The organism is Paracoccus aeridis, from assembly GCF_004923205.2.
Taxonomy (GTDB): domain Bacteria; phylum Pseudomonadota; class Alphaproteobacteria; order Rhodobacterales; family Rhodobacteraceae; genus Paracoccus; species Paracoccus aeridis.
This window is the reverse complement of sequence record NZ_SELD02000018.1, coordinates 109,526-131,596: the sequence shown is the minus strand read 5'-3', so window position 1 is coordinate 131,596 and position 22,071 is coordinate 109,526. Positions and strand designations below refer to the sequence as shown.

Sequence of the window (22,071 nt, the reverse complement as noted above, 5' to 3'; positions counted from 1 at the left end):
TTCGCGCGGGCGCCCTAGGCCCGGAAGGGCGGGCGCCCGGCCGACAGGCGCAGCACCTCGGCGTGGGTGGACAGCAGCAGCAGCCCGATCACGCCCAGGACGGCGACCTTGGTCGGCATGCCGCTGTCGGACCGCATCGTCGCGCGCGCCTGGTTGACCGCCTCGCGCGTGAACAGCTTCAGCGTCGGCACCACCCCGCGCTGCCGCAGCCCGTCGGCGTGCCAGCGTCCGCCGGTGACCCGGCGGCGCTTGCGGATCAGCTCGCCGATGGACGCGCGGGTCGGGTGCCGCACGATCATCCGCGGAGAATAGGACAGCCTGTGCCCCGCGGCGACCATGCGGCGCGAGCATTCGGAATCGCCCGCCGACAACAGGTCGGCATCGAAGCCGCCGATCGCGCGCAGGTCGTCGCGGCGGCAAAGCCAGTTGGCGGTGATGCAGAAGCCCCCGATCTCGACATTGCCCTTCTGGTTGAAGGTGTGCGTCTTTTCATAGCTCGATGCGATGGCCCCCGCCCCGTTCTCGCGAAACAGCGTGACCTCGCCCGCGACGACGCCGAGATCAGGCTTCTCGCGGGTTTCCGCCAGCGCCTGTGCGATCCAGTCCGGGTCGGGGACGCAGTCGCCATCGGTGAAGAGGACGTATTCGCCGCGCGCCGCGGCAAGGCCCCGGTTGCGCGCCCGGTAGGAACTGGGGATCGGTTCGGACAGCACCTGCGCGAAACCGAAGCGGCGCGCCGCGTCCGCCGTGCCGTCGGTCGATCCGTTGTCGACGACGATGACCTCGAACAGGTCGCGGGGGGCGGTCTGGCGGGCAATCGCCTCGAGCGCCATGGCGATGCGGCGTTCGCTGTTCCAGACCGGGATGATGACGCTGATGAGCGGGGATGGGGCAGGGAAGGATGCGGGTTCGGCGGTCGTAACCATGATGCAATCACTCGCGAATAGACAGGGGCCGGGGCGCGGCAACCCCGCGCACCGGCTGTTCAGCCCGAAGGCGTTTCACGGCCCGCTGCGGCGGGCGGCTTCCTTGACGTGACTCAGTGAAGCATCGATCCGCCGAGCGATCCACGGCCAGGAAGGCGGTCGGCGCCGACCCGCCTACGCTTGCGCGGACCCGGCGCCCCGCGGCGCCTGGCGCCGGTTCGCGAGCCTTGCCACCAGCATGCCGGCATCGCGCAGCGCCTCGCGCCCCGCCGGGAACAGCGCCGCCACGGCGCAGGTGCCGACATAGGCCCCGGCGGTCGCCAGAAGCAGCGCGGGCAGCGCGGTGTCGGGCAGCAGGGACCTTGCCGCCCACAGCAGCGCCACGACGACGTGGGACCCCGCCATCCACGGCAGCGCGGCACGCAGGACATGGTCCGCCTGCACCGGACCGCTGCGGCCGAGATAGCTCCACAGGAGAGGCGTCCGCAGGTATTCGCTCACGGCATAGGCGGCGGCCACGCCGGTCGCGCCGTAGGGCAGGCCGATCGAGAAGGCCGCGACCGAGGTGACGGCGGTGAAGATGCCCCAGCGCATGAACTCGGTCGAGCGGCCCTGGCTGATGAAGAGCCAGCCGACCGGGTTGTTCAGCGGCTGCATGAGCCCCGCGAAGCCCAGTGCCTGGAAGATTCGGGCGCTTTCGGCCCATTCCTCGCCCAGCGCGAACGGGATCAGGACGTCAGACAGGGCGATGCCCACCGCGACGCCGGGCAGGGTCACCATCAGCACCATCCGGATCACCCGCACGAAGGCGTGACGGTAACGCTCGGGTTCCTCGTTCAGCCGCGACAGCGCGGGCACCATGACGCGGGCGAGAGGATTGGTGATCTGCTGCAGCGGGAACAGCAGCAGCTTGTAGGCGCGGTCGTAGAAGCCGAGCTCGCCCACGCCCCAGTAGCGGCCGATCAGCACGTTATCGAGGTTGCGGGTGAAGAAGTTGGCGAAGTTGAACCCGGTCAGCCCGGCGCCGAACCGCACGAGCCCGCTCGCTTCGGGGATCCAGCGCGGCAAACCCGGGCGCCAGCCCGACAGCAGCCACATGCCCGAGCAGCCGCAGACGGCGGTGGCCAGCGCGCCCGCGTAAAGGGCCCAGAAGGTCGGGTCGAACAGCGCCCAGACGATCGCGGTGCCCAGGCCCGCGACGGCGGCGACGCTGTCGATCACGGCGGTCCAGCCGAACTCCATCCGTCGCGCCAGGATCGCGTAATGCTGCGACGTCGCCGATCCGACGACCATGTTCACGCTGGTCGCGGCAAGCAGCACCCCCGCCGCCGGCTGCCCGTAGAAGCCCGCGATCAGCGGCGCGACCGCGATCATCAGCCCGGACAGGACGACGCTGATGAACATGTTGATCCAGAAGAGCAGGTTCACCTCGGCATGGGTGATGGTCTTCCTCTGGATGGTGGCTTCGACCAGGCCGAGGTCCTGGAACAGCCCGACAAAGGCCAGGACCGGAGCGGCCATCGCGACGATGCCGAACTGTTCGGGCGGAAGCAGCCGCGACAGCACGATGACCGACGCGATCTGGCACCCCAGCCTGACCGCCTGCGCCCCGCCGGTCGTGACCGCCCCCCAGCCGACCGCCCGGCCAAGGGACCCTTCTGCGGGTTCGAATAACGACCTGCGCGCGCGCATGACCCCGCCTTTCCCAGTTCAGGCGAGCGCCCGCCGCGAGGCGTTCGTTCGCGGACGATCCCCGGCCGGATCGGGCCCGCCATCGCGAATCCGGATACGTCCTGTCCCGCCAGCTAATCAGGGTGATTTCCGCTTGCAAGATTTTTTCAAGTTGACTTCGATCCCAGTTTGGTATCGTGCCCGAAAAGACGCTTCTGGTTGCGTCCGGCTGCCAAACGCACTATCCGAAAGAACAGGTTGGGCCGTCTTTACAGGCGGCATCCCGCTGGTTGAGCATTCGCCCCGCGCGTACGCTTTCTCGGTTGTCTTTTGCGGATGGTAGATGCGATGTCTCTGAAACGGCGGCTTGATTACGTCGCCGCGCGGCACCTTGCGCGGCGTCCGGCGAAGATCAGGCTCGACCGCGCGATCATCAGCTTCAGCTTTGACGACTTTCCGAAAAGCGCCGCGACCACGGGCGCCAGGATCATGGACGACCGCGGCGTCCGCGCGACCTTCTATGCCAGCGCCGGCAACATGGGCCGCACGGTGGACGGGCTGCGGCAATACGACGCCGAGGATCTGATCCGGCTGTCGGATGCCGGTCACGAGATCGGGTGCCACACGGCCACCCATGCCCGCCTCACCAAGGCCTCTCCGGCGCGGATCCGCGGCGAATATGCTTCGAACCGCGACCTGCTGCGCGCGCTCGGCGTCAGCCAGACGCTTCGCACCCACGCCTATCCCTATGGCGACGTAAGCCCGGACCTCAAGCGCGAGGCGGCGCGCTGGTTCGGCGCCAGTCGCGGGATCTGGCCGGGGCTGAACGTCGGCACCATCGATCTCGCCGCTCTTCGCTGCGTCAGCCTGGAGCCGCATATCCTGGCCGAGCGGTCCGCCCATGAATGGATCGACCTCGCCGTCAGGCGGAACGCCTGGCTCATCTTTCTCACCCACGATGTCGCCAAGGATCATTCGCCCTTCGGCGTAGACCCTGCGGCACTGGCGAGAATCGTGGACCATGCGCTCACCGCCGGGGCGAATGTCCTCCCGGTCGCGGACGCGCTGGACCGGGCTGCCAGCAAGGCCGCGGCCGCCGACGTCGGCTTGCCGTCCGCGCCCGTGCTCAAGTTCTCGCCACGTTGATCGCGGCCGCGTTGCCCCGCACCCCCGTGAGGTGCTAAGTGGCGGCGCACGCTGGCGCATGATCCGGGGCCACGGGTCGCGCCAAGCGGACAGGACAGGCCGCATGCACACCGATCCCTTACCCCGGCATTCCGCAGCCGCCGGCCATCCGGCCGGGTGCCCGCGATGAGCGTCGGCGCCCGGCTGGCGCCGGACGCCACGGGGTATGCGCGCCCGGCCCGGCGTCAGCCTCGGCGGGGGCTGGTGATCACCTACCGGCCGGCGGTGCTGATCGCGCTCGTCTGCCTGCTGGGCACGGCGCTGCTGCCGATGCTGGCCTCAAAGGGCGCGCTCGTCTTCCTGCTGGCCGGATCGGTCCTGGTCGCCATGCGGCCCGGCGAGGTGCTGGCCGCAATGCGGCGCAACTGGCTGGTCGTGGCGCTGGTGGCCTGGTGCCTGGTCTCGGTCACCTGGTCCGACTATCCCGCGGTGACGGTGCGCTACGGGGTGCAGCTGCTGCTGACCATGCTCATTGCGATGGCGCTGGCCGACCGGCTGCCGCCCGCGCTTTTCGTGCGCCTGGTGCTGGTCGCGCAGCTCGCGGCGTCGCTCGCCAGCCTCGCGTCGGGACGGACGCGCAGCGACGGCGCCGGTTATCTCGGCATCTATGCCAGCAAGAACGCGCTCGCCGCGTCGAGCGGCCTTCTCGTCATCGTGGCGGTGGCAATTCTGTTCGACCGGCGCTCGCCGCGGCTGTGGCGGCTGACCGCGCTGATGTCGCTGGGGATCGGCTTCGTGCTGCTGGTCATGGCCAAGTCCACGGGCGCGCTGATCGCCGTCGCGGGCACCGTGGCGGCGTTCGGCGTCCTTTACGTCCTCAGGCGGTTGGAAGGGCCGCTGCGGTTCGCCGTCGTCGCGATGGCGCTGATCCTGATCGCGGCCGCCGCCGTCATCCTGTCGGGCATGTTCGCCGAGCTTTCGCAGGCATTCCTGGGCACCACCGGCAAGGACCTCACCCTGACCGGGCGGACCGACCTGTGGGCCACCGCCTTTGCCGAGATCGCCCAGCGCCCGTTCCTGGGCACCGGCTACCAGGCGTTCTGGGTGGTCGGAAACCCGGGGGCGGAGGAGCTGTGGTCCGAGTTCGGGATCGAAAGCCGCAGCGGCTTCAACTTTCACAACACGCTGATCTCGAACGCGGTCGAGATCGGTCTCGTCGGCGCCGCCATGCAGGCGGTGCTGTTCTTCGGCGCGCTGTGGGGGGTCCTGTCGTGGACGATCCGCAGCCCCGGTGCCGCGTCGATCTTCTTCGCGCTGTTCATGGTGCGCCAGTTCGTGCTGATGCAGGTTGAGCTGGTGTTCTTCACGCAGTTCGACTTCACCACGGTCATTACCCTCGTCGCGATCTTCCACGCCGCGGGCTTCCGGCAGGCGGCGCGGGCGATGGACGCCCCGACGGCGAGACGCGTCCCGCGCGGCTGGACACAGGTCGCGCCGGTGGCGCCCACGCCGCAGGAATGGCCGCGCGCGCGCAGCCCGATCCGTCCCCGGCGGGTGTTCAGCGGCCCGCGCCTGCATGGGTCGGACCGCGCCTGAGGCCGAACTCCGCCGACGCGGGTTGCGGCCATGTTGAGCCATGCGCGCCCGAGGCGTATGAACCGCGCAGACCTGCGGATCGGAAAAGACCCATGCCCGACCAAGCCTCGCCGTCGGTTTCGGTGATCATCACCGCCTACAACGCCCAGGCGACGATCGCGGACGCCGTGCGCTCTGCCTTGGCGCAGCCCGAGGTAGCCGAGGTGATCGTCGTCGACGACGCCTCGTCCGACGATACCGCGGGCGCGGCGACGGCCGCCGCGGCAGGCGACGCGCGGCTGGTGATGATCCGGGCCGGGCGGAACGGCGGTCCGGCCGCCGCGCGCAACCTTGCGCTGGGCGTGGCGCGCGGCGGGTTCGTCGCGATCCTGGACGCGGACGACTTCGTCCTGCCGGGCCGGTTCGCGCGGCTGCTGGCGGTGGCCGACTGGGACCTGGTGGCCGACAACATCCTGTTCGTGACCGAGGCGACCGGCCCCGGCGACCTGCCGCCCGTGCCGCAGGCCACGGGCACCGGGATCATCGACATCGACCTGAACGCCTTCGTGCGCGCGAACCTGTCCGGCGGGGATTCGAACCGGCACGAATGGGGCTTTCTCAAGCCGCTCATCCGGCGCGACTTCCTGACCCGGCACGGTCTTGTCTATGACGAGACGCTGCGGCTGGGCGAGGATTACGACCTCTATGTCCGCATGCTGCAGGCGGGCGCGCGGTTCAGGGCCATCCGCGAGGTCGGCTACGCCGCCCGCTGGCGCGACGATTCGCTGAGTTCGCGCCACCGGACCGCGGATCTCGCCGCGCTGTGCCGCGCCTCCGAAAGCCACCTCGCCGCCTACCAGGCGGCGCATGACGGCCCCGACCAGGCGGCGGCCGCGCTGTCCGATCACAGGCGCGACCTGAGGCGGCGCTACGTGCTGCGCGACTTTCTCGACTGCCGCGCCCGGCGCGGCAGGGCGGGCGCGATCCTCTCGGCGCTGCGCCACCCCGGCCGAATCGTTCCCATCGCGCGCGGAATCCTGGCCGACAAGCTGGCGGCGCGGCACCCCCGGACCCGCCCCACCCGCATCGGCCGGCTGCTGATCGAGGACTGACAACGACCGACGCCGCCACGTCACACCGGCCGGTCACGCGAAGTTTCCTGTCTGTTTGGCCAGTCGCCACCGCAGACTGTTTTCTGATGCCGCAAAGTCGGTTATGGCGCAGTCGGTTCAGTTTTATCGAGTATGAGCTTGTTTCCCGGCACCTGTCCGTCCGGAATACGGCTGCCGAGACCGGAGAACATGTTTGCGCGTGACCTACCTTGCCCATGATCTTGACGACCCGTCCGTGTGGCGGCGGGTGGACATGCTCAGGCGCGGCGGCGCGGGCGTGACCGTCGCCGGGTTCCGGCGGGGCGAAGGCGCGCTTCGCGAGCCTGCGGTCGTGCTCGGGACTACCGCGAACGGCCGCATGGTCCAGCGGGTCCGCGCCGTGATGGCGGCGCTGCCGCGCATCGCCCGGCTGGTGCCCGCGCCCGAGCACGGGACCGAAGTGGTGCTGGCCCGCAACCTGGAAATGCTGGCGCTCGGCGCGGCGCTGCTGAAGCGGCGGCCGGGGCCCGGGCGGCTGGTCTACGAACTGCTCGATATCCACGGCATGATGCTGGGGCAGGGGCCCGCGAGCCGGGTCCTCCGCCGGGTCGAGGCGGCGCTGCTGCGGGCCAGCAGGCTCGTCGTGATCTCCTCTCCCGCGTTCGCCGCGCGCTACCTGCGGGACTTCGGCCAGCCCGACACGCCGACGCTGCTGGTCGAGAACAAGCCCTTCGCGCGCTCCGCCGGGACCCCCGCCGGGACAGTGACGGCCACCCCGGCGCCGGGCGGGATCGAGGACGGCGGACCGCTCATCGTGGGCTGGTTCGGGATGCTGCGCTGCCGCTGGTCGCTCATGACCCTGGATGCGGTGACCCGTGCCCAGCCGGGGCGGATCAGGGTGCGCCTGCGCGGCCGTCCCGCCCTTGACGTGATGCACGATTTCCACGCCATCGTGGAGGCCAACCCCGACCTCGAGTTTCTCGGCCCCTACAGCTGGCCTGACGACCTTCCCCGCATCTACGCCGAGGTGGACGTGGCCTGGCTGATCGACCGCTATCAGGCCGGCCAGAACTCCGACTGGCTGCTGCCGAACCGGCTTTACGAAGGCTGCCTGAACGGCGCGGTTCCGGTCGCGCTGGACGGGACCGAGGTGGCGCGGCGGGTGCAGTCCTGGGACTGCGGCGTGATCGTGCCGGGCGCGGGCGGGGCTGACCCCGACCCGGCGGCCGTGGCCGATACGCTGCTGGCGATCGACGCCGCCGCGCTTCGCCGCCTGCGCGCCGCCGTTGCGGCGATCCCGCGGGGCCGGCTGGAAATGGACGACGCCGAATGCCACCTGCTGACGCGGGCGATCTGCGGCGCGGCGCCCGTGCCGGCGGAGCAGCCGACATGAGGTCCGTCATGCCCGAACTCGGCGCCGGCAAGGTGCTGATCGTCATTCCGACGCTGAACGAGGAAGCCCACATTGCGCAGGTGCTGGACGGCATCGCCGCCTTTGCGGACCGTCGCGATGCGCTGGTCGTGGTGGCCGACGGCGGGTCGCGCGACCGCACCTGCGAGATCGTGCGCGCCCGCGCCGCCCGCGACCCGCGGGTGCGCCTGCTCGACAACCCGCGCCGGCTGCAGGCGGCGGCGGTGAACCTGGCGGTCGAGCGGTTCGGCGACGATCATCCCTGGCTCTTGCGGCTCGACGCGCACAGCGCCTATCCCCCCGACTTCGGCGACGTGCTGCTGGCCGAGGCCGAGCGCACGGGCGCAGACAGCGTCGTCGTGTCGATGGAGGCGCAGGGCGACGCCTTTCTGCAGCGCATCATAGCCGACGCGCAGAACTCGCGGATCGGCAACGGCGGCTCGGCGCACAGGCTGGCGGGCGGCGGGGTGTGGGTGGATCACGGCCACCACGCGCTGATGCGGACGTCCGCGTTCCGGGCGGTGGGCGGCTACGACCCGACCTTCAGCCACAACGAGGATGCGGAGCTGGACCGCCGCCTGGTCGCGGCCGGCTACCGGATCTGGCTGACGGGAAAGACGCGGCTGATCTATTTCCCGCGCCGGCAGCTGCAACCGCTGATGCGCCAGTACTTCAACTTCGGCCGCGGCCGGGCGCGCAATCTCATCAAGCACGGCGCCCGGCCCGGCCTGCGGCAGGCGGTGGTGGCGATGCTCGCCCCCGCCGTCGCGCTGGTGGCGTTGTCGCCGCTGAGCGCGATCTTCGCGCTGCCGCTGCTGATATGGGTGCTGGCCTGCCTTGCCGGCGGCGCCGGCATCGCGCTGCAGACCCGCAGCGCGGCGGGGCTGCTGTCGGGCTTCGTCGCGGGGTCCATGCACATGGCCTGGTCGGTCGGGTTCTGGCGGCAGTGGCTCGCCCCGCGGCCCGCCCCCTCGATCGCCGCCGCAGGATGAGAACGCCCATGCACGGACAAGACCCCGAACTGCTGATCGGCATCTGCACCTTTCGCCGGCCGGAACTGGCCCGAGCGCTGGAATCGCTCGCCCGCCTGCGCCCCTGCGGCATGACGGTCGGGATCGCGATCGCAGACAACGACACGACACCCTCGGCGCAGGCGCTGGTGGCCCGGATCGCGGCCAGCCACCCGCTGCCGATCACCTACCTGCACGCGCCCGAGCGCAACATCTCGATCGCGCGAAACGCGCTGCTGGACCACGCCCGCGCGACGGGCGCGCGGCTGCACGTGTCCTTCGACGACGATCAGACGGCCGAACCGGAGTGGCTGGAACAGACCGTGCAGACCTGGCGCGAGGGGCAGCGCGACCCCGCCGGACCCTTCGGGGTCGTGCTGGGGCCGGTGCGCGCGATGTACCAGCCGGGCTCGCCCCGGTGGCTTGAACGCGGCGGCCTGCACGACACGCTGCCGGTGACCGACCGCAAGGGGACGATCATCTCGGGCTACACGGGCAACACGCTGTTCGACATGGCGGACCCTGCGCTGCAGGGCCTGCGCTTCGACGTGGCCCGCGGGCGCACGGGGGGCGAGGACACGGCCTTCTTCTCGGACTACCTCGCCGCGGGCGGGCGGATCGCCTTCGCGCCCGGCGCGGTCGTCCACGAGGTCGTGCCGCAGGACCGGGCGAGCCTCAAGTGGCTGCTGAAGCGCCGCTACCGGATGGGGCAGACGCACGCGAGCCTCGTTGCCCGGGGCCGCAGCCGCGCGGGCCGGCTGCGCGCAGCAGGGATCGCTGCGGCCAAGGCGGCGGCCTGCGGCGGGATGGCGCTGGTCGGTGCGGGCGATCCGGTCCGGCGCAATCGCCAGCTGATGCGGGCCGCGCTGCACGTGGGCGCGGGCGCCTACCTTGCGGGCGCGCCCAGGATCGAACTTTACGGGACCGCGCCGGAAGGCGCCACACCCGCCGCGCCCATCGCGGCGGACGGAATCGGGCCGAACGGGATGGGGCCGAAAGGAACATGATGTCGCGCGAACTCAGACCCTATGAACCCGTCAACGCCTACGGCGTGACGCCGGGATCGCAGGTACAGACCATCGACCTGCGCCGGCTCATGGTCGCGCTGCGCCGGCAGCGGATGACGATCCTCGCGCCCGCGATCCTGATGGGTGCGCTGGGGCTCATCTACGTCAAGTCCAAGCCCGACACCTACGACGCCTTCGCGAACCTGCTTCTGGACAGCAACCAGAACAGCGCGGTGCGGCAGGCGGGCGGCATGGACACGGTGCTGACCGCCGACATGATCGAGAATGCGCGCGTGGTGCTGGGGTCCGACAAGCTGGCCTACGACGTGCTGGACGTCACCGGGCTGGACACCAACCCGCAGTTCCTGGACCCGCCCTCGTCGGGGCTCGCCACGGCCGTGGGCGGCGTGTTCGACACGATCTTCGCGCCGGTGAACTGGCTGCGCGACCAGGTCAACACCCTCGTCTCTCCGCCCGACACGGTGACGGGCGGGCTGCCGGGCGGCGCGGGGCCCGAGGTGGCCGCGACGGGCGCTGCGGCGACGGCCGTCGATCCGCAGCGGCAGCTGGCGGCGATGAAGCTCAAGGACGCCGTCGAGGTGTTCAGGGTCGCCAAGAGCACCGCCGTCGCCATCCGGGTCACGTCCTACGATCCGGTCATCGCGGCGGATGTCGCGAACGCCTATGCCGACGCCTACATCCAGGACATCCTGACCTCGAACGCCGAATCCGTCGGCCGCACGAACGCCTGGATGCAGGCGCGGCTGGACGACCAGCAGCGCCAGGCGCGCGAGGCCGCCGACGCCGCCGAGCGGTTCGCGACCGAGAACGGGCTGGTCGCGTCCTCGACCGGCGCCCTGCTGACCGAACAGTCGCTGGCCGAACTGAATGCGAGCCTGTCCGAGGCGATCAGCGAGGCCGCGCGCGCCCGCGCGGTGCTGGACACCTATGACCAGGCGATCGCCGGCGGCGTCGAGGGGCTGACCGAAGGCAACGCGCTCTCCATCGGCGGCGAGATGTCGGATGCGCTGGTCGCGCGGCTCGACACCTACAACGACGTGCGCGCGCGCCTGCAGGGGCTGATCCAGGCAGGGGGGCCCAACCATCCGCAGGTGGCCGGCCTGCGCCGGACGCTCGAGACCACGGCCGAGCGGTTGTTCGTCGAACTGCAGGGCCAGCGGCAAGAGGCGCAGAGCGCGCTCAACGTCGCCGAGGCGCGCGTCGGGGCGCTGCAGACGAGCGTTGCCGAGGCCACCGAACGCAACACCGGTCAGGCCGCCAACTTCGTCCGCCTGCGGGCGCTGCAGGAACGGGCGGCGACGCTGTCCCAGCTGTACCAGACGACCCTGACCCGCTCGCAGGAGATCGAGCAGCAGCAGTCGTTCCCGGAATCGAACGTCCGGATCCTGTCCTATGCCCAGGTGCCGCCGAAGCCGTCGGGCCCCAGCACCATCCGCGCCGTGCTGGCCGCGACCCTGCTGGGCCTGTTCCTGGGTGCGGCTGTCGCTGCGCTGCGTGAAAGCCGTGAACGCTTCATGCGGACGGCGGCCGACGTGACCGACTATTCCGGCCTGCGCTTCCTGGGCCACCTGCCGATCCTGCCCCGCGGCGCGCCGCCGCGCGCGGTTCGCCAGCCCGTGCCGGCGCAGCCCCCGCGGGTGCCGACGCTGAAGAAGCCGACCGGCGAGACGCTGCCGGTCCTGAAGCGGCCGCAGGTGCCGCTGATCCGCACCTTCGTGCCGGTGCTGATGTACCCGAACTCTGTCTACGCCGAGACGCTGCGCCATGTCCGCCTCGCCTCTGCCACGCGGGACCGGGGCGTGCAGGTGACGGGTGTCACCTCGTTCCACCCCTATGCGGGACGGGCGGCGGTGTCGCTGAACCTGGCCGCGCAGCTTGGGCTGGGAACGGAATCCGTGCTGCTCATCGACGCCGACGGGCGCGGCCGCGCGCTCAGCCGCATGCTGCGGCTGGACCGCAAGCCGGGGCTGACCGACGCGGTCACGCGCAACGGCAACTGGCGCGACATGCTGGTCGGCATCGCCGACACGAACATCGTGATCCTTCCCTGCGGGCTGGCGGGGGGCGGCGCATCCGACGACCTGCTGACGGACCAGCTGCTGCGCGATCTGCTGGCCGATGCGTGCAAGACCTTCAGCTCGGTCGTGGTCGACGTCCCGCCGCTTTACCCGGTGGCGCAGGGCCGGGCGATCCTGCACGAGCTGCAGCAGTTCATCGTGGTCGGCGAATGGGGCCGCACGCCCCGCAGCATGGTCGAGACGACCCTGGGCGATCACCCGGAACTGCAGCAGAAATGCCTGGGCGTCGTCTACGACCGCGTCAACCTGCGTCGGCTCCGGTCCTTCCTCGTTCCGGAAGCGATGGAGAACTATCTGAGTCGCTCGAAAGGATATCTGTCGTTGCGACCGAAAAGAGACAATTCCGTTTAGCTTTAGGCACAGCCAAGTAAAAGTTAATCAAATGGATGCTGGATCGGTCTGGACAGCAGGTCTACCCTTGCGTGCAAGGGGGACCCATGTTCGTGATTCGATTCCTTGTCTTCGAGGTTGCCGTGCTCGTGGGCACGTTGATCGCGGGCGCCCTCGCCCGGCTCCCGCTCACGGTCATCGCCCTGCTGTCCTTCGGAATGCTCGTCGCCATGCAGATGATCCTGCTGGCCTGGATCGCTTTCGCGGCGAACGGCCGGGTGCGGCCGCGGGCCCGCAGACGCGCCCGCCAGCCTGACCGGATCATTGTTACCGAGCACGGATCCCTGCTGCCCTGAACAGACCGCGGCCCGTACCGGGCCCTGAAGCACTCTTGGCAGTCGCCGCGGCTCTAAACGTGCCGTGGCGCAGGGCGGGCACCAAGATAGCGGACCAGGGTCGAAGGGCTGCAGCCCTGACGCCTGAACCGAATCTCTCTCAAGCGGGGATTCGCCACCGGCTGGCCACACACGCCAGAGACGTGCAACTCCGCAGGTCGAGTCTTGTTACGGGCGAGTTTCGACAGGAATTGCTGTTGAACAATTCGTGCGTTGAAGTACGGCGGCTTTACCAGAGACCCTGCGAGAAAAGTCACAATCGCGTCATTCGCGATGTAATAGCCCGCCTTCATCTGCTTCATGAAAGTCGACATCCGCTTTTCGCAGCCGAGTTCCCGCCGAACGCGCGCACCCAATGATATCACTCAACCTATACGAGAAGAATGGCTGGCGGAACGCCACGTCCTTTTGCAGGCATGCAAGTCTGGATTTCGCCTTGAATGCAGAGCTATTTAAACACATCTTACGCTCGTCTTTTTGGCGGCCGTTCTCGTCCTCCGTTGAGGGCGCGTGTCTGGGTGGTTCCGAGGGTTTGGGTAAGCAGGTGTGATGATGCAGTTAGTTTCGGTCGACGAGTTCAGTTCCGTTCACAAACAGGAAGTGCCTGCAATGGCTCTGGGCAAGGTTGCAAGCCCGCGCGACGTGATGCCGCAGCCCGCGGTCATGCCGCTGGCGTCGGCTCCGGTCGGGGGGACGCCCAAGCGGATTCTCGACATCCTGCTTGTCGTCCTCAGCATCCCGTTCCTGCTGCCGCTGGTGATCGGGGTCGCGGTCATGCTGAAGCTGACCGATCCGGGGCCCCTTCTCTACGGTCATCGCCGCATCGGCTTCCGGGGACGCGAGTTCCGCTGCTGGAAGTTCCGCACCATGGTCGTGAACGGCGACGAGGTGCTGGCGCAGCACTTCCGCGACAATCCCGCGGACGAGGCGACGTGGAAGCTTAAGCGCAAGCTGGTGAACGATCCGCGCGTGACGCCGCTGGGCGCGATCCTGCGCAAGCTGAGCCTGGACGAGCTGCCGCAGCTTCTCAACGTGCTGTCGGGCGAGATGAGCCTCGTCGGTCCGCGGCCCGTGGTGAACGCCGAGCTCGACTACTACGGCGCGTCGGGCAAGTACTACCTCGCGACCCGTCCGGGCCTGACCGGGCTCTGGCAGATCAGCGGCCGCAGCGACACGACCTACGCCGAGCGCGTGCGGCTCGACCGGTTCTACGTCACGAACTGGAGCCTGCTCCGCGACATGCGGATCATCGCGCTGACCGTGCCGGCGATCCTGATGTCGCGCGGCGCGCACTGAAAAAGCACTGACCGGACGACTGGCAAGACCGCCGCAACCGCGGCGGTCTTTTCCGTTTCGGCTGTGCGCTCACGGCGCTTTGCAGGTCACTGACTCCGGGAACAGGCACGCCTTGTCCAGTGGCGTGTAGGCGACCCAGTCGATCTCGTAGCTTTCGATGCCGACGTCCTTGCGCAACGGCCCCATCCAGTCCACCAGCTTCGTCGTGCTCCACAGCGACATGTAGAGCTTCTGCGGAAAGTCCGGCAGGGTCGCACCGGGCGCGGTGCGGTAGGTTTCCTCGCCGTCCGTGTACCAGGTGATCCCGTCAGGCCCCCACCGGAAGGCGACGTCGTGGAACGCCTCGTCGATCGGCGGCGCGACGGGCACGGTCTTGCCGTTCATCGGCTTGCCGTCCACGAAGGTGTTGTACGCCAGTTCGCCGGGGTTCCGGGTCAGGATCTCGATGTCGATCTCGCTGTGCGGGTAGTCGTGCACCGGCCCGGCATAGGTGAACACCGAGGCGTTCATCCCCGACGCCTTCGGCGTACGGATCCGCGCCTCGAACGTGCCGTAGCGGAAGAAACCCTTGGTCTGCACCTCGCCGCAGCGGGGCGGAAGGGACTTGCCGCTGGCAGGCGCGGGCGGGGCGGGAATGCGGAACAGCGTGAGCTTGCCGTCCTTCACCTGCACCGCCCCGGCCGACCAGTGGCAATCCTGGTGCTCGCCGTTGGTCCAGCCGTCGGACACATACCAGCGGTCCTTGTCGAGACTGTCGAAGTCATCACGGAAGCCCGCCTGTTCAGGCGCTTCCGGAAACGGCGCCGACGGATCGGTCGCGATCGCCTCCTGCGCGGACGGGGCGCCGGCGAGCGCCGCGCATATCAGGACCGCAAGCGGCAGCGGATGGATCGGGTTCGGTGCATTCATCGGTGGTTCCTTGTCTGCACGGCCTCTGGAAGTCCGGTTGTCGCCCCGGGCCGCGCGCGATACAAGCCGCGCAGCCCTGCTGGTCTGCCGGCAGGCGAGCGGGCATGGAAACCGGTGGCGGCGTCACGATGAACCTGGACGGCCAGACATCACAGGACCATGGCGATGGGCCGTCGCCGGTCGTTTCCGTCATCATGGCGAACTACCGCGGCGCGCGCTACCTTTCGGTGTCGATGCAGGCGGTCCTTGCGCAGTCCGAGCGGCGGCTGGAGCTGATCGTCGCCGACGACGCGTCCGACGACGACAGCGTGGCCATCGCGCGCAGTCTGGCCCGGACCGATCCGCGCGTGCGGGTGATCGCCTCGGCGCGGAACGGCGGGCCCGGCGTGACCCGTAACCTTGCGCTCGACGCGGCGCGGGGCGACTGGATTGCCGTGGTGGACAGCGACGACCTGATCCACCCGCAACGTCTTTCGCGTCTGATCGAGGCGGCGACGGACGCTGGCGCTGACATCGTGGCCGACGACCTCGTCTTTTTCGGCGCGGCCGAGCAGGCAGGCGGCCGGACGCTGCTGCAGGGCCTGCAGCTTGCGTCGCCGATGCCGCTGACGCTCGACCTCTGGCTGCGCGGCAACGCGCCGGGGGCGGACCTGCCGTCCTTCGGTTACCTCAAGCCGGTGATCCGGCGGTCGGTGCTGGGCCGCCGCCGCTACGACCCGACGCTGCGGATCGGCGAGGATTACGACCTGGTCCTGCGGCTGCTGATCGACGGGGCGACGTTCCTGCTGCTGCCCGATCCCCTTTACGCCTATCGCCGCCACGCGGGCTCGGTCTCGCACCGGCTGTCGGTCGAAACTGTCGAAGCGATGCTGGCGGCACACGACGCGCTGCCGACGATCGCCGATCCGGTGGCGCGGCGCACGGCCCGGACGATGGGGCGCGATCTGCGGAACGCGCTGCGCTACGAAAGGCTCGTCGCGGACATCAAGGCGCGCCGGGTGGGCGCGGTGCTGCCGCGGCTGGTGCAGCCCGAGATGCTGCGGCGGCTGGCGGGAAGCGTCATCGACCGCCGGCGGCGCAAGGCGGCAGAGACGGGCGCGACCCCACCGGCCGCCGACATGGCCGCCCCGCCGCAGATGCCCCCGCCCGGGTCGGACTGGCCCGTTGCGCCTGCAGCGTCGGCGGCGCTTGTCGCGGCCCGTGCGTCGCGCGGCGAGCCGCCGGGCCTTGCGGCGGACGCGCCCGACTGGGCGGCATGGCTCGCCCGCGCCGCGTCCCCGGACTGACGCTCGGCCCGTACCGGCGCTCAGCCGGTGTGGTCCAGCAGCCAGGCCGCGGTATCCTCGTCGGTGAAGATCGCGTTCAGCCGCCCGGTCCGCAGCGCGCCCAGCATCGCCTCGCGCTTGGGCTCGCCCCAGGCTGCGGCGGCGACCAGCGCGCGGCCCGGGTCGGGCAGGGGGGCCGAGGCGACGCGGTCGTCCTGCGGCAGGAACGCACCTTCGACGGTATAGGCGTGGCCCAAGATCTCGCCCACGGCGCCGGCGGCCTGGCGGTCGGCGATTTCCTCAGCCGTCAGGAACCCGTCCTTTCGCAGCGGCGCGTCGGGGCCGAAGGTGCCAAGGCCCACGATCGCGGTATCTGCGCCCGCCGCCATCTGCATCACCCGGATGTTGCCCGGCTGGCGGTGCAGCGCCGCCCGCTCTGCCGCGTTCGCGGCGATCACCGGCACCATCAGCGGAAAGCTGCGGGCGGTGACCAGTTCGGACAGCGAGAACAGCACGTTGAAATAGGCCGCCGATCCATCGGGGGCGATGTTGCCGCTGAGCGAGACGATCCGGTGCCGGGGGCAGTCGATCCGGCCCATCTGCTCGACCGCCGCGCGCAGGGTGCGGCCGGTTCCGACTGCAAGGGTGATCGGCTCCGGCCGCAGCAGCTCGCGTTCGATCATGTCGGCGACGGCGCGGGCCACGCCGGCCAGGCCAGTGCCGGACGGCGCGACCCCGGCCAGCCGCAACCCGAAGCGGTCCTGCAGCGCCGCGCCAAGGTTCAGGCACGCGGTGAGCGGGTGATCGATGCGGACCTTGACGATCCCCGCCGCCTGCGCCTGCGCCACCAGCCGCTGCGCCGCCTGCCGCGAAATGCCCATGTTCCGCGCGATCTCGTCCTGGGTCAGGCCGCCGACATGGGCGAGCCACGCCGCCCGCGCCGCCTGTTCCAGCCGTGCATGTTCCTCGGACACGGGGCGCCTTCCTTGAATCCGTTTGACAATCCTAGCACGGAGTGTGAGCATTTGCCCAGACTGCGGGCAAATGCCGCTTCGGGAGGAAGCCATGACCTACAAGATGCGTGCTCTCATGGGCGCTTGCGCGGTATCCGCGTTGGCGGTCCCTGTCGGGGCCGAAACGCTGACGATCGCCACCGTGAACAACGGCGACATGATCCGGATGCAGAAGCTGGCGAGCGACTTCACCACCAAGAACCCGGACATCCAGCTGGAATGGGTGACGCTCGAAGAAAACATCCTGCGCCAGCGCGTCACGACCGACATCGCCACGAAGGGCGGGCAGTACGACGTGGTGACGGTCGGCAACTACGAGGTCCCGATCTGGGCCCGGCAGAACTGGCTTCGTCCCCTGGACGCGCTGCCTGCGGACTATGACACGGACGACCTGCTGCCCGCGGTGCGCGCGGCCCTGTCGGTGGACGGCAAGCTCTACGCCGCGCCGTTCTACGGCGAATCGGCGATGGTGATGTATCGCACCGACCTGGCCGAGAAGGCCGGAGTCACCCTGGGCGACAGCCCCACCTGGGCGCAGGTGCTGGACGCGGCCGAGAAGATGACCGACCGCGACGCGGGCATTTCCGGGATCTGCCTGCGCGGCAAGGCCGGCTGGGGCGAGAACATGGCGCTGCTGACCGCCATGGCCAACAGCTACGGCGCATCGTGGTTCGACGCCGAGTGGAAGCCGCAGTTCGACCAGCCCGAGTGGAAGGAAGCGGCGACCGACTACGTCAACGCGATCACCAGGTTCGGCCCGCCCGGCGCGTCCTCGAACGGCTTCAACGAAAACCTCGCGCTGTTCCAGCAGGGCAAGTGCGGGATCTGGATCGACGCCACGGTCGCCGCGTCCTTCGTGACCGACCCCGGGGAGTCGACCGTCGCCGACAAGGTCGGCTTCGCACAGTTCCCGAACAAGGAAGGCGTGGACAACCACGGCAACTGGCTGTGGTCGTGGAACCTGGGGATCCCCGCTTCGACCGACGCCCCGGAAGCGGCCGAGAAGTTCGTGGCCTGGGCGACCTCCAAGGACTACACCAACCTCGTGGCGACCGAAGAAGGCTGGCGCGCCGCCCCGCCCGGCACGCGGACCTCGCTCTACGAGAACGCGGACTACAAGGCCGAGGCGCCCTTCGCGGACATGACGCTGATGTCGATGAACGCGGCGACGCCCGACAAGCCGTCGGTCAAGGACACGCCCTATACCGGCGGCCAGTTCGTCGCGATCCCCGAGTTCCAGGCGATCGGCACGGCCGTCGGCCAGCAGTTCAGCGCGGCCGCGGCGGGGCAGGTCAGCCCCGACCAGGCGCTGACGCAGGCGCAGGCCCTCGCCACGCGCGAGATGGCGAAGGCCGGTTACCCGAAGTGATCCGTCCTGAAATGATCCGGCCAGAAGCGGCGCGGGTCTGAGAAACGACCGGGGCGGGTTGATCCCGCCCTGCCAACCGAAGGAGCGGAGGGGGTCGCATGGCCACGCAGCATCAAAGATCGCTCGCGCGCCTGATGGTCGCGCCATCGGTCATCCTCCTGTTCGCCTGGATGATCGTGCCGCTGGCGATGACGCTGTGGTTCAGCTTCCAGCGCTACAACCTGCTCGACCCGACCCAGACCGGGTTCGCGGGCTTCATCAACTACACCTACTTCCTTGGCGATCCGGGCTTCTGGACCGCGCTCTGGAACACGCTTCTGCTGGTAGGGGGCGTCCTCGCGGTCACGGTCGCGGGCGGGATCGCGCTGGCGCTGCTGATCGACCAGCCGATCTGGGGGCAGGGGGTCGTCCGCATCCTCGTGATCGCGCCGTTCCTCGTCATGCCGACGGTGTCCGCGCTGGTCTGGAAGAACATGCTCATGAACCCCACGAACGGCCTGTTCGCCTATGCGGCGCAGTCGCTGGGGTTCCAGCCGATCGACTTCCTGGCCGAGATCCCGCTTCTGTCGATCATCATCATCGTGGCCTGGCAGTGGCTGCCCTTCGCGACGCTGATCCTGCTGACCTCGCTGCAATCGCTCGACAGCGAGCAGATGGAGGCGGCCGAGATGGACGGCGCGAGCGCGTGGTCGCGGTTCCGCTTCCTGATCCTGCCGCACCTCAACCGCGCGATCACCGTCGTGATCCTGATCGAGACGATCTTCCTGCTGAACGTGTTCGCGGAGATCCTCGTCACGACCAACGGCGGCCCGGGCTACGAATCCACCAACCTCACCTATCTCGTCTATTCGCTGGCGCTGCTGCAGTTCGACGTGGGCGGCGCATCGGCCGGCGGGATCGTCGCCGTCATCCTCGCCAACATCGTCGCGCTGTTCCTGATGCGCGGCATCGGCAAGGCACTGGACTGAGGGGCATCATGGCACGCAAGGTTTCCACCACCCGCAAGGCCGTGATGACCGCGCTCGCCTGGGGCATCGCGATCGTCATCTTCTTCCCGATCCTCTGGACGATCCTCACCAGCTTCAAGACCGAGGCCGACGCCATCGCGAGCCCGCCGCGGTTCCTCGACTTCGACTGGACGCTGCAGAGCTATGCCGAGGTGCAGTCGCGGTCGAACTACTTCAGCCACTTCCTCAATTCCGTCATCATCGCTCTGGGATCGACGGCGGTCGGGTTGCTGGTCGCAATTCCCGCGGCGTGGTCGATGGCGTTCCAGCCCGCGCGCCGCACCCGCGACGTGCTGATGTGGATGCTGTCCACCAAGATGATGCCGGCGGTCGGCGTGCTGATCCCGATCTACATCCTGTTCCAGCGCTTCGGGCTTCTGGACAGCCGGGTGGGCGTGCTGGTCGTCCTGATGCTCATCAACCTGCCGATCATCGTCTGGATGCTCTATACCTACTTCCGCGAGATCCCGGCCGAGATCCTGGAAGCCGCGCGGATGGACGGGGCGCGGCTCTGGGACGAGATCCGCCACGTCCTTGCCCCGATGGCAGTGCCGGGGATCGCGTCGACCGCGCTGCTGAACGTGATCCTTGCGTGGAACGAGGCGTTCTGGACGCTGAACCTGACGACCGCGAATGCCGCGCCGCTCACGACGTTCATCGCCGGCTACTCCAGCCCCGAGGGGCTGTTCTACGCGAAGCTTTCGGCAGCCAGCACGATGGCGATCGCGCCGATCCTGATCCTCGGCTGGTTCAGCCAGAAGCAACTTGTCCGCGGCCTGACGTTCGGCGCGGTGAAATAAGAAGGAACGGTGATGGGCAGCATCACGCTTCAGGGCGTCCGCAAGGTCTTCGGCGATGTCGAGGTCATCCCCGGCGCCGACCTGCAGATCGAGAACGGAGAGTTCGTCGTCTTCGTCGGCCCATCGGGCTGCGGGAAATCGACGCTGCTGCGGCTGATCGCGGGGCTCGAGGACGTGACCTCGGGCCGGGTGCTGATCGACGGGCGCGACGTGACGCAGGCGCCGCCGGCGCGGCGCGGGCTTGCGATGGTGTTCCAGTCCTATGCGCTCTATCCGCACATGACGGTGCGCAAGAACATCTCCTTTCCGCTGCGGATGGCGGGCATGGATGCCGCCGAGCAGGCGCGCCGGGTGGACCACGCGGCGGGGATCCTGAACCTGACGCCCTATCTCGACCGCCGTCCGGGCCAGCTGTCGGGTGGCCAGCGCCAGCGCGTGGCCATCGGCCGCGCGATCGTGCGCGAGCCGTCGGCCTTCCTTTTCGACGAGCCCCTGTCGAACCTCGACGCCGCGCTGCGCGTCAACATGCGGGTGGAGATCAGCGAGCTGCACAACAAGCTGAAGACGACGATGGTCTATGTCACCCACGACCAGGTCGAGGCGATGACGATGGCGGACAAGATCGTGGTCCTGCGCGCGGGCCGGGTAGAGCAGGTGGGCAGCCCGCTGGACCTTTACCGCAGCCCCGCCAACCGCTTCGTCGCGGGCTTCATCGGCAGCCCCAACATGAACTTCATCGAGGGCGAGGCGGCGGCCCGCATGGGCGCCCACGCCATCGGCGTCCGCCCCGAACACTGGAACCTGTCCACGACCGACGGCGCCTTCGCGGGCCGCGTCGGCGTGGCCGAGCACCTGGGGTCCGACACCTTCCTGCACGTCGATCTTGACGGCGGCACGCACGTCATCGCGCGGGCGGCGGGCGAGATCCCCGTGGATCACGGCGACCGCATCTGGCTGACGCCGCAGGACGGGCGCATCTACCGCTTCGGCGCGGACGGGCTGGCGGCATGAGGTTGCAGGGAAAGACCGCGCTCATCACCGGGGCGGCGCGCGGGATCGGGCGGGCTTTCGCGGAAGCCTATATCCGCGAGGGCGCGCGCGTCGCCATCGCCGACATCAACGAAGCGGGCGTGCGGGCGACGGCCGCGGAGATCGGCGCGCATCCGGTCGTGATGGACGTGACCGACCAGTCCAGCATCGACGCGGGCGTAGCCGACGCGGTGGCGGCGCTTGGCCATCTCGACATCCTCGTCAACAACGCGGCGCTGTTCGACCTTGCCCCCATCGTGGACATCACCCGCGACAGCTACGACCGGCTGTTCGCGATCAACGTGGGCGGGACGCTTTTCACGATGCAGGCGGTCGCGCGGCACATGATCGATCGCGGGCAGGGCGGACGGATCATCAACATGGCGAGCCAGGCGGGCCGCCGCGGCGAGCCGCTGGTCGCCGTCTACTGCGCGACCAAGGCCGCCGTCATCAGCCTCACGCAGTCCGCCGGCCTGGACCTGATCCGGCACGGCATCAACGTGAACGCCATCGCGCCCGGCGTGGTGGACGGCGAGCACTGGGACGGCGTCGACGCGAAGTTCGCGGAATACGAGGGCAAGCCGCGCGGCCAGAAGAAGGCCGAGGTCGGCGCCGCCGTTCCCTTCGGCCGCATGGGCACCGCCGCCGACCTCACCGGCATGGCGATCTTCCTCGCCTCGCCCGAGGCCGACTACATCGTCGCCCAGACCTACAACGTCGACGGCGGCAACTGGATGAGCTGA

General features: G+C 69.4%; 19 protein-coding genes. 15 read left to right on the top strand and 4 right to left on the bottom strand.

Annotated features, from left to right (window positions below; genetic code table 11):
- Nucleotides 1–14: 14 nt before the first annotated feature.
- Together ELI80_RS07305 and ELI80_RS07300 are read right to left on the bottom strand one after the other, a co-directional pair.
- The gene (locus ELI80_RS07305; protein ID WP_136650453.1) at nt 15–926 is read right to left on the bottom strand and encodes a glycosyltransferase family 2 protein; all 912 of its coding nucleotides are present in this window, start codon (nt 924–926) and stop codon (nt 15–17) included.
- A 174-nt stretch (nt 927–1,100) separates the two neighbouring features.
- Entirely contained in the window at nt 1,101–2,618 is a 1,518-nt protein-coding gene (locus ELI80_RS07300) for a lipopolysaccharide biosynthesis protein (protein WP_136650452.1), read from the bottom strand.
- A 327-nt stretch (nt 2,619–2,945) separates the two neighbouring features.
- Here ELI80_RS07300 and ELI80_RS07295 point away from each other — a divergent pair, with 327 nt between their 5' ends.
- From ELI80_RS07295 to ELI80_RS07250, 9 genes are all read left to right on the top strand, one after another.
- A complete protein-coding gene (locus tag ELI80_RS07295; protein ID WP_161596436.1) occupies nt 2,946–3,743 on the top strand; it encodes a polysaccharide deacetylase family protein in 798 nt (265 codons plus the stop codon).
- A gap of 165 nt (nt 3,744–3,908) precedes the next feature.
- A complete protein-coding gene (locus tag ELI80_RS07290) occupies nt 3,909–5,318 on the top strand; it encodes an O-antigen ligase family protein (protein WP_136650450.1) in 1,410 nt (469 codons plus the stop codon).
- 92 nt (nt 5,319–5,410) lie between these two features.
- Entirely contained in the window at nt 5,411–6,409 is a 999-nt protein-coding gene (locus ELI80_RS07285; protein WP_136650449.1) for a glycosyltransferase family 2 protein, read from the top strand.
- A gap of 199 nt (nt 6,410–6,608) precedes the next feature.
- On the top strand, nt 6,609–7,781 hold the full coding sequence (locus ELI80_RS07280; RefSeq protein WP_136650448.1) for a glycosyltransferase family protein: 1,173 nt from the start codon (nt 6,609–6,611) through the stop codon (nt 7,779–7,781).
- On the top strand, nt 7,778–8,791 hold the full coding sequence (locus ELI80_RS07275) for a glycosyltransferase family 2 protein (protein ID WP_136650447.1): 1,014 nt from the start codon (nt 7,778–7,780) through the stop codon (nt 8,789–8,791). The genes ELI80_RS07280 and ELI80_RS07275 overlap by 4 nt, the downstream gene beginning before the upstream one ends.
- An 8-nt stretch (nt 8,792–8,799) precedes the next feature.
- Entirely contained in the window at nt 8,800–9,816 is a 1,017-nt protein-coding gene (locus ELI80_RS07270; protein ID WP_136650446.1) for a glycosyltransferase family 2 protein, read from the top strand.
- A complete protein-coding gene (locus ELI80_RS07265; protein ID WP_161596435.1) occupies nt 9,816–12,266 on the top strand; it encodes a Wzz/FepE/Etk N-terminal domain-containing protein in 2,451 nt (816 codons plus the stop codon). The genes ELI80_RS07270 and ELI80_RS07265 overlap by 1 nt, the downstream gene beginning before the upstream one ends.
- An 86-nt stretch (nt 12,267–12,352) precedes the next feature.
- On the top strand, nt 12,353–12,601 hold the full coding sequence (locus tag ELI80_RS07260; protein WP_136650444.1) for a hypothetical protein: 249 nt from the start codon (nt 12,353–12,355) through the stop codon (nt 12,599–12,601).
- A gap of 648 nt (nt 12,602–13,249) precedes the next feature.
- On the top strand, nt 13,250–13,936 hold the full coding sequence (locus ELI80_RS07250) for a sugar transferase (protein WP_236641376.1): 687 nt from the start codon (nt 13,250–13,252) through the stop codon (nt 13,934–13,936).
- Between the two features lie 69 nt (nt 13,937–14,005).
- Here ELI80_RS07250 and ELI80_RS07245 read toward each other — a convergent pair whose 3' ends face one another.
- The gene (locus tag ELI80_RS07245; RefSeq protein WP_136650443.1) at nt 14,006–14,845 is read right to left on the bottom strand and encodes a family 16 glycosylhydrolase; all 840 of its coding nucleotides are present in this window, start codon (nt 14,843–14,845) and stop codon (nt 14,006–14,008) included.
- A gap of 104 nt (nt 14,846–14,949) precedes the next feature.
- On the opposite strand from ELI80_RS07245, the gene ELI80_RS07240 reads away from it, so the two are divergent.
- On the top strand, nt 14,950–16,131 hold the full coding sequence (locus tag ELI80_RS07240) for a glycosyltransferase family 2 protein (RefSeq protein ID WP_136650442.1): 1,182 nt from the start codon (nt 14,950–14,952) through the stop codon (nt 16,129–16,131).
- A gap of 20 nt (nt 16,132–16,151) precedes the next feature.
- On the opposite strand, the gene ELI80_RS07235 is transcribed toward ELI80_RS07240, so the two are convergent.
- Nucleotides 16,152–17,084 carry a sugar-binding transcriptional regulator gene (locus tag ELI80_RS07235; protein WP_201740578.1) on the bottom strand — a complete coding sequence of 311 codons (933 nt, stop codon included), beginning with the start codon at nt 17,082–17,084 and terminating at the stop codon, nt 16,152–16,154.
- Nucleotides 17,085–17,175: 91 nt separating this feature from the next.
- Here ELI80_RS07235 and ELI80_RS07230 point away from each other — a divergent pair, with 91 nt between their 5' ends.
- The 5 genes from ELI80_RS07230 (at nt 17,176) to ELI80_RS07210 (ending at nt 22,071) form a co-directional block, all read left to right on the top strand.
- Complete coding sequence (locus ELI80_RS07230; protein WP_136650440.1) at nt 17,176–18,492, top strand: ABC transporter substrate-binding protein; 1,317 nt, start codon at nt 17,176–17,178, stop codon at nt 18,490–18,492.
- A 98-nt stretch (nt 18,493–18,590) separates the two neighbouring features.
- On the top strand, nt 18,591–19,460 hold the full coding sequence (locus tag ELI80_RS07225) for a carbohydrate ABC transporter permease (protein ID WP_136650439.1): 870 nt from the start codon (nt 18,591–18,593) through the stop codon (nt 19,458–19,460).
- Between the two features lie 8 nt (nt 19,461–19,468).
- On the top strand, nt 19,469–20,299 hold the full coding sequence (locus tag ELI80_RS07220; protein ID WP_136650438.1) for a carbohydrate ABC transporter permease: 831 nt from the start codon (nt 19,469–19,471) through the stop codon (nt 20,297–20,299).
- Between the two features lie 12 nt (nt 20,300–20,311).
- On the top strand, nt 20,312–21,310 hold the full coding sequence (locus ELI80_RS07215) for an ABC transporter ATP-binding protein (RefSeq protein WP_136650437.1): 999 nt from the start codon (nt 20,312–20,314) through the stop codon (nt 21,308–21,310).
- A complete protein-coding gene (locus ELI80_RS07210) occupies nt 21,307–22,071 on the top strand; it encodes an L-iditol 2-dehydrogenase (RefSeq protein ID WP_136650436.1) in 765 nt (254 codons plus the stop codon). Before ELI80_RS07215 ends, ELI80_RS07210 begins: the two co-directional genes overlap by 4 nt.

What these genes read in the sequence shown, in the direction of transcription:
- ELI80_RS07245 (WP_136650443.1), bottom strand. Translation starts at nt 14,845, where the DNA reads ATGAATGCACCGAACCCGATCCATCCGCTGCCGCTTGCGGTCCTGATA.
- ELI80_RS07270 (WP_136650446.1), top strand. Translation starts at nt 8,800, where the DNA reads ATGCACGGACAAGACCCCGAACTGCTGATCGGCATCTGCACCTTTCGC.
- ELI80_RS07220 (WP_136650438.1), top strand. Translation starts at nt 19,469, where the DNA reads ATGGCACGCAAGGTTTCCACCACCCGCAAGGCCGTGATGACCGCGCTC.
- ELI80_RS07265 (WP_161596435.1), top strand. Translation starts at nt 9,816, where the DNA reads ATGTCGCGCGAACTCAGACCCTATGAACCCGTCAACGCCTACGGCGTG.
- ELI80_RS07225 (WP_136650439.1), top strand. Translation starts at nt 18,591, where the DNA reads ATGGCCACGCAGCATCAAAGATCGCTCGCGCGCCTGATGGTCGCGCCA.
- ELI80_RS07240 (WP_136650442.1), top strand. Translation starts at nt 14,950, where the DNA reads ATGGAAACCGGTGGCGGCGTCACGATGAACCTGGACGGCCAGACATCA.
- ELI80_RS07260 (WP_136650444.1), top strand. Translation starts at nt 12,353, where the DNA reads ATGTTCGTGATTCGATTCCTTGTCTTCGAGGTTGCCGTGCTCGTGGGC.
- ELI80_RS07300 (WP_136650452.1), bottom strand. Translation starts at nt 2,618, where the DNA reads ATGCGCGCGCGCAGGTCGTTATTCGAACCCGCAGAAGGGTCCCTTGGC.
- ELI80_RS07305 (WP_136650453.1), bottom strand. Translation starts at nt 926, where the DNA reads ATGGTTACGACCGCCGAACCCGCATCCTTCCCTGCCCCATCCCCGCTC.
- ELI80_RS07275 (WP_136650447.1), top strand. Translation starts at nt 7,778, where the DNA reads ATGAGGTCCGTCATGCCCGAACTCGGCGCCGGCAAGGTGCTGATCGTC.
- ELI80_RS07250 (WP_236641376.1), top strand. Translation starts at nt 13,250, where the DNA reads ATGGCTCTGGGCAAGGTTGCAAGCCCGCGCGACGTGATGCCGCAGCCC.
- ELI80_RS07215 (WP_136650437.1), top strand. Translation starts at nt 20,312, where the DNA reads ATGGGCAGCATCACGCTTCAGGGCGTCCGCAAGGTCTTCGGCGATGTC.
- ELI80_RS07210 (WP_136650436.1), top strand. Translation starts at nt 21,307, where the DNA reads ATGAGGTTGCAGGGAAAGACCGCGCTCATCACCGGGGCGGCGCGCGGG.
- ELI80_RS07230 (WP_136650440.1), top strand. Translation starts at nt 17,176, where the DNA reads ATGACCTACAAGATGCGTGCTCTCATGGGCGCTTGCGCGGTATCCGCG.
- ELI80_RS07295 (WP_161596436.1), top strand. Translation starts at nt 2,946, where the DNA reads ATGTCTCTGAAACGGCGGCTTGATTACGTCGCCGCGCGGCACCTTGCG.
- ELI80_RS07285 (WP_136650449.1), top strand. Translation starts at nt 5,411, where the DNA reads ATGCCCGACCAAGCCTCGCCGTCGGTTTCGGTGATCATCACCGCCTAC.
- ELI80_RS07290 (WP_136650450.1), top strand. Translation starts at nt 3,909, where the DNA reads ATGAGCGTCGGCGCCCGGCTGGCGCCGGACGCCACGGGGTATGCGCGC.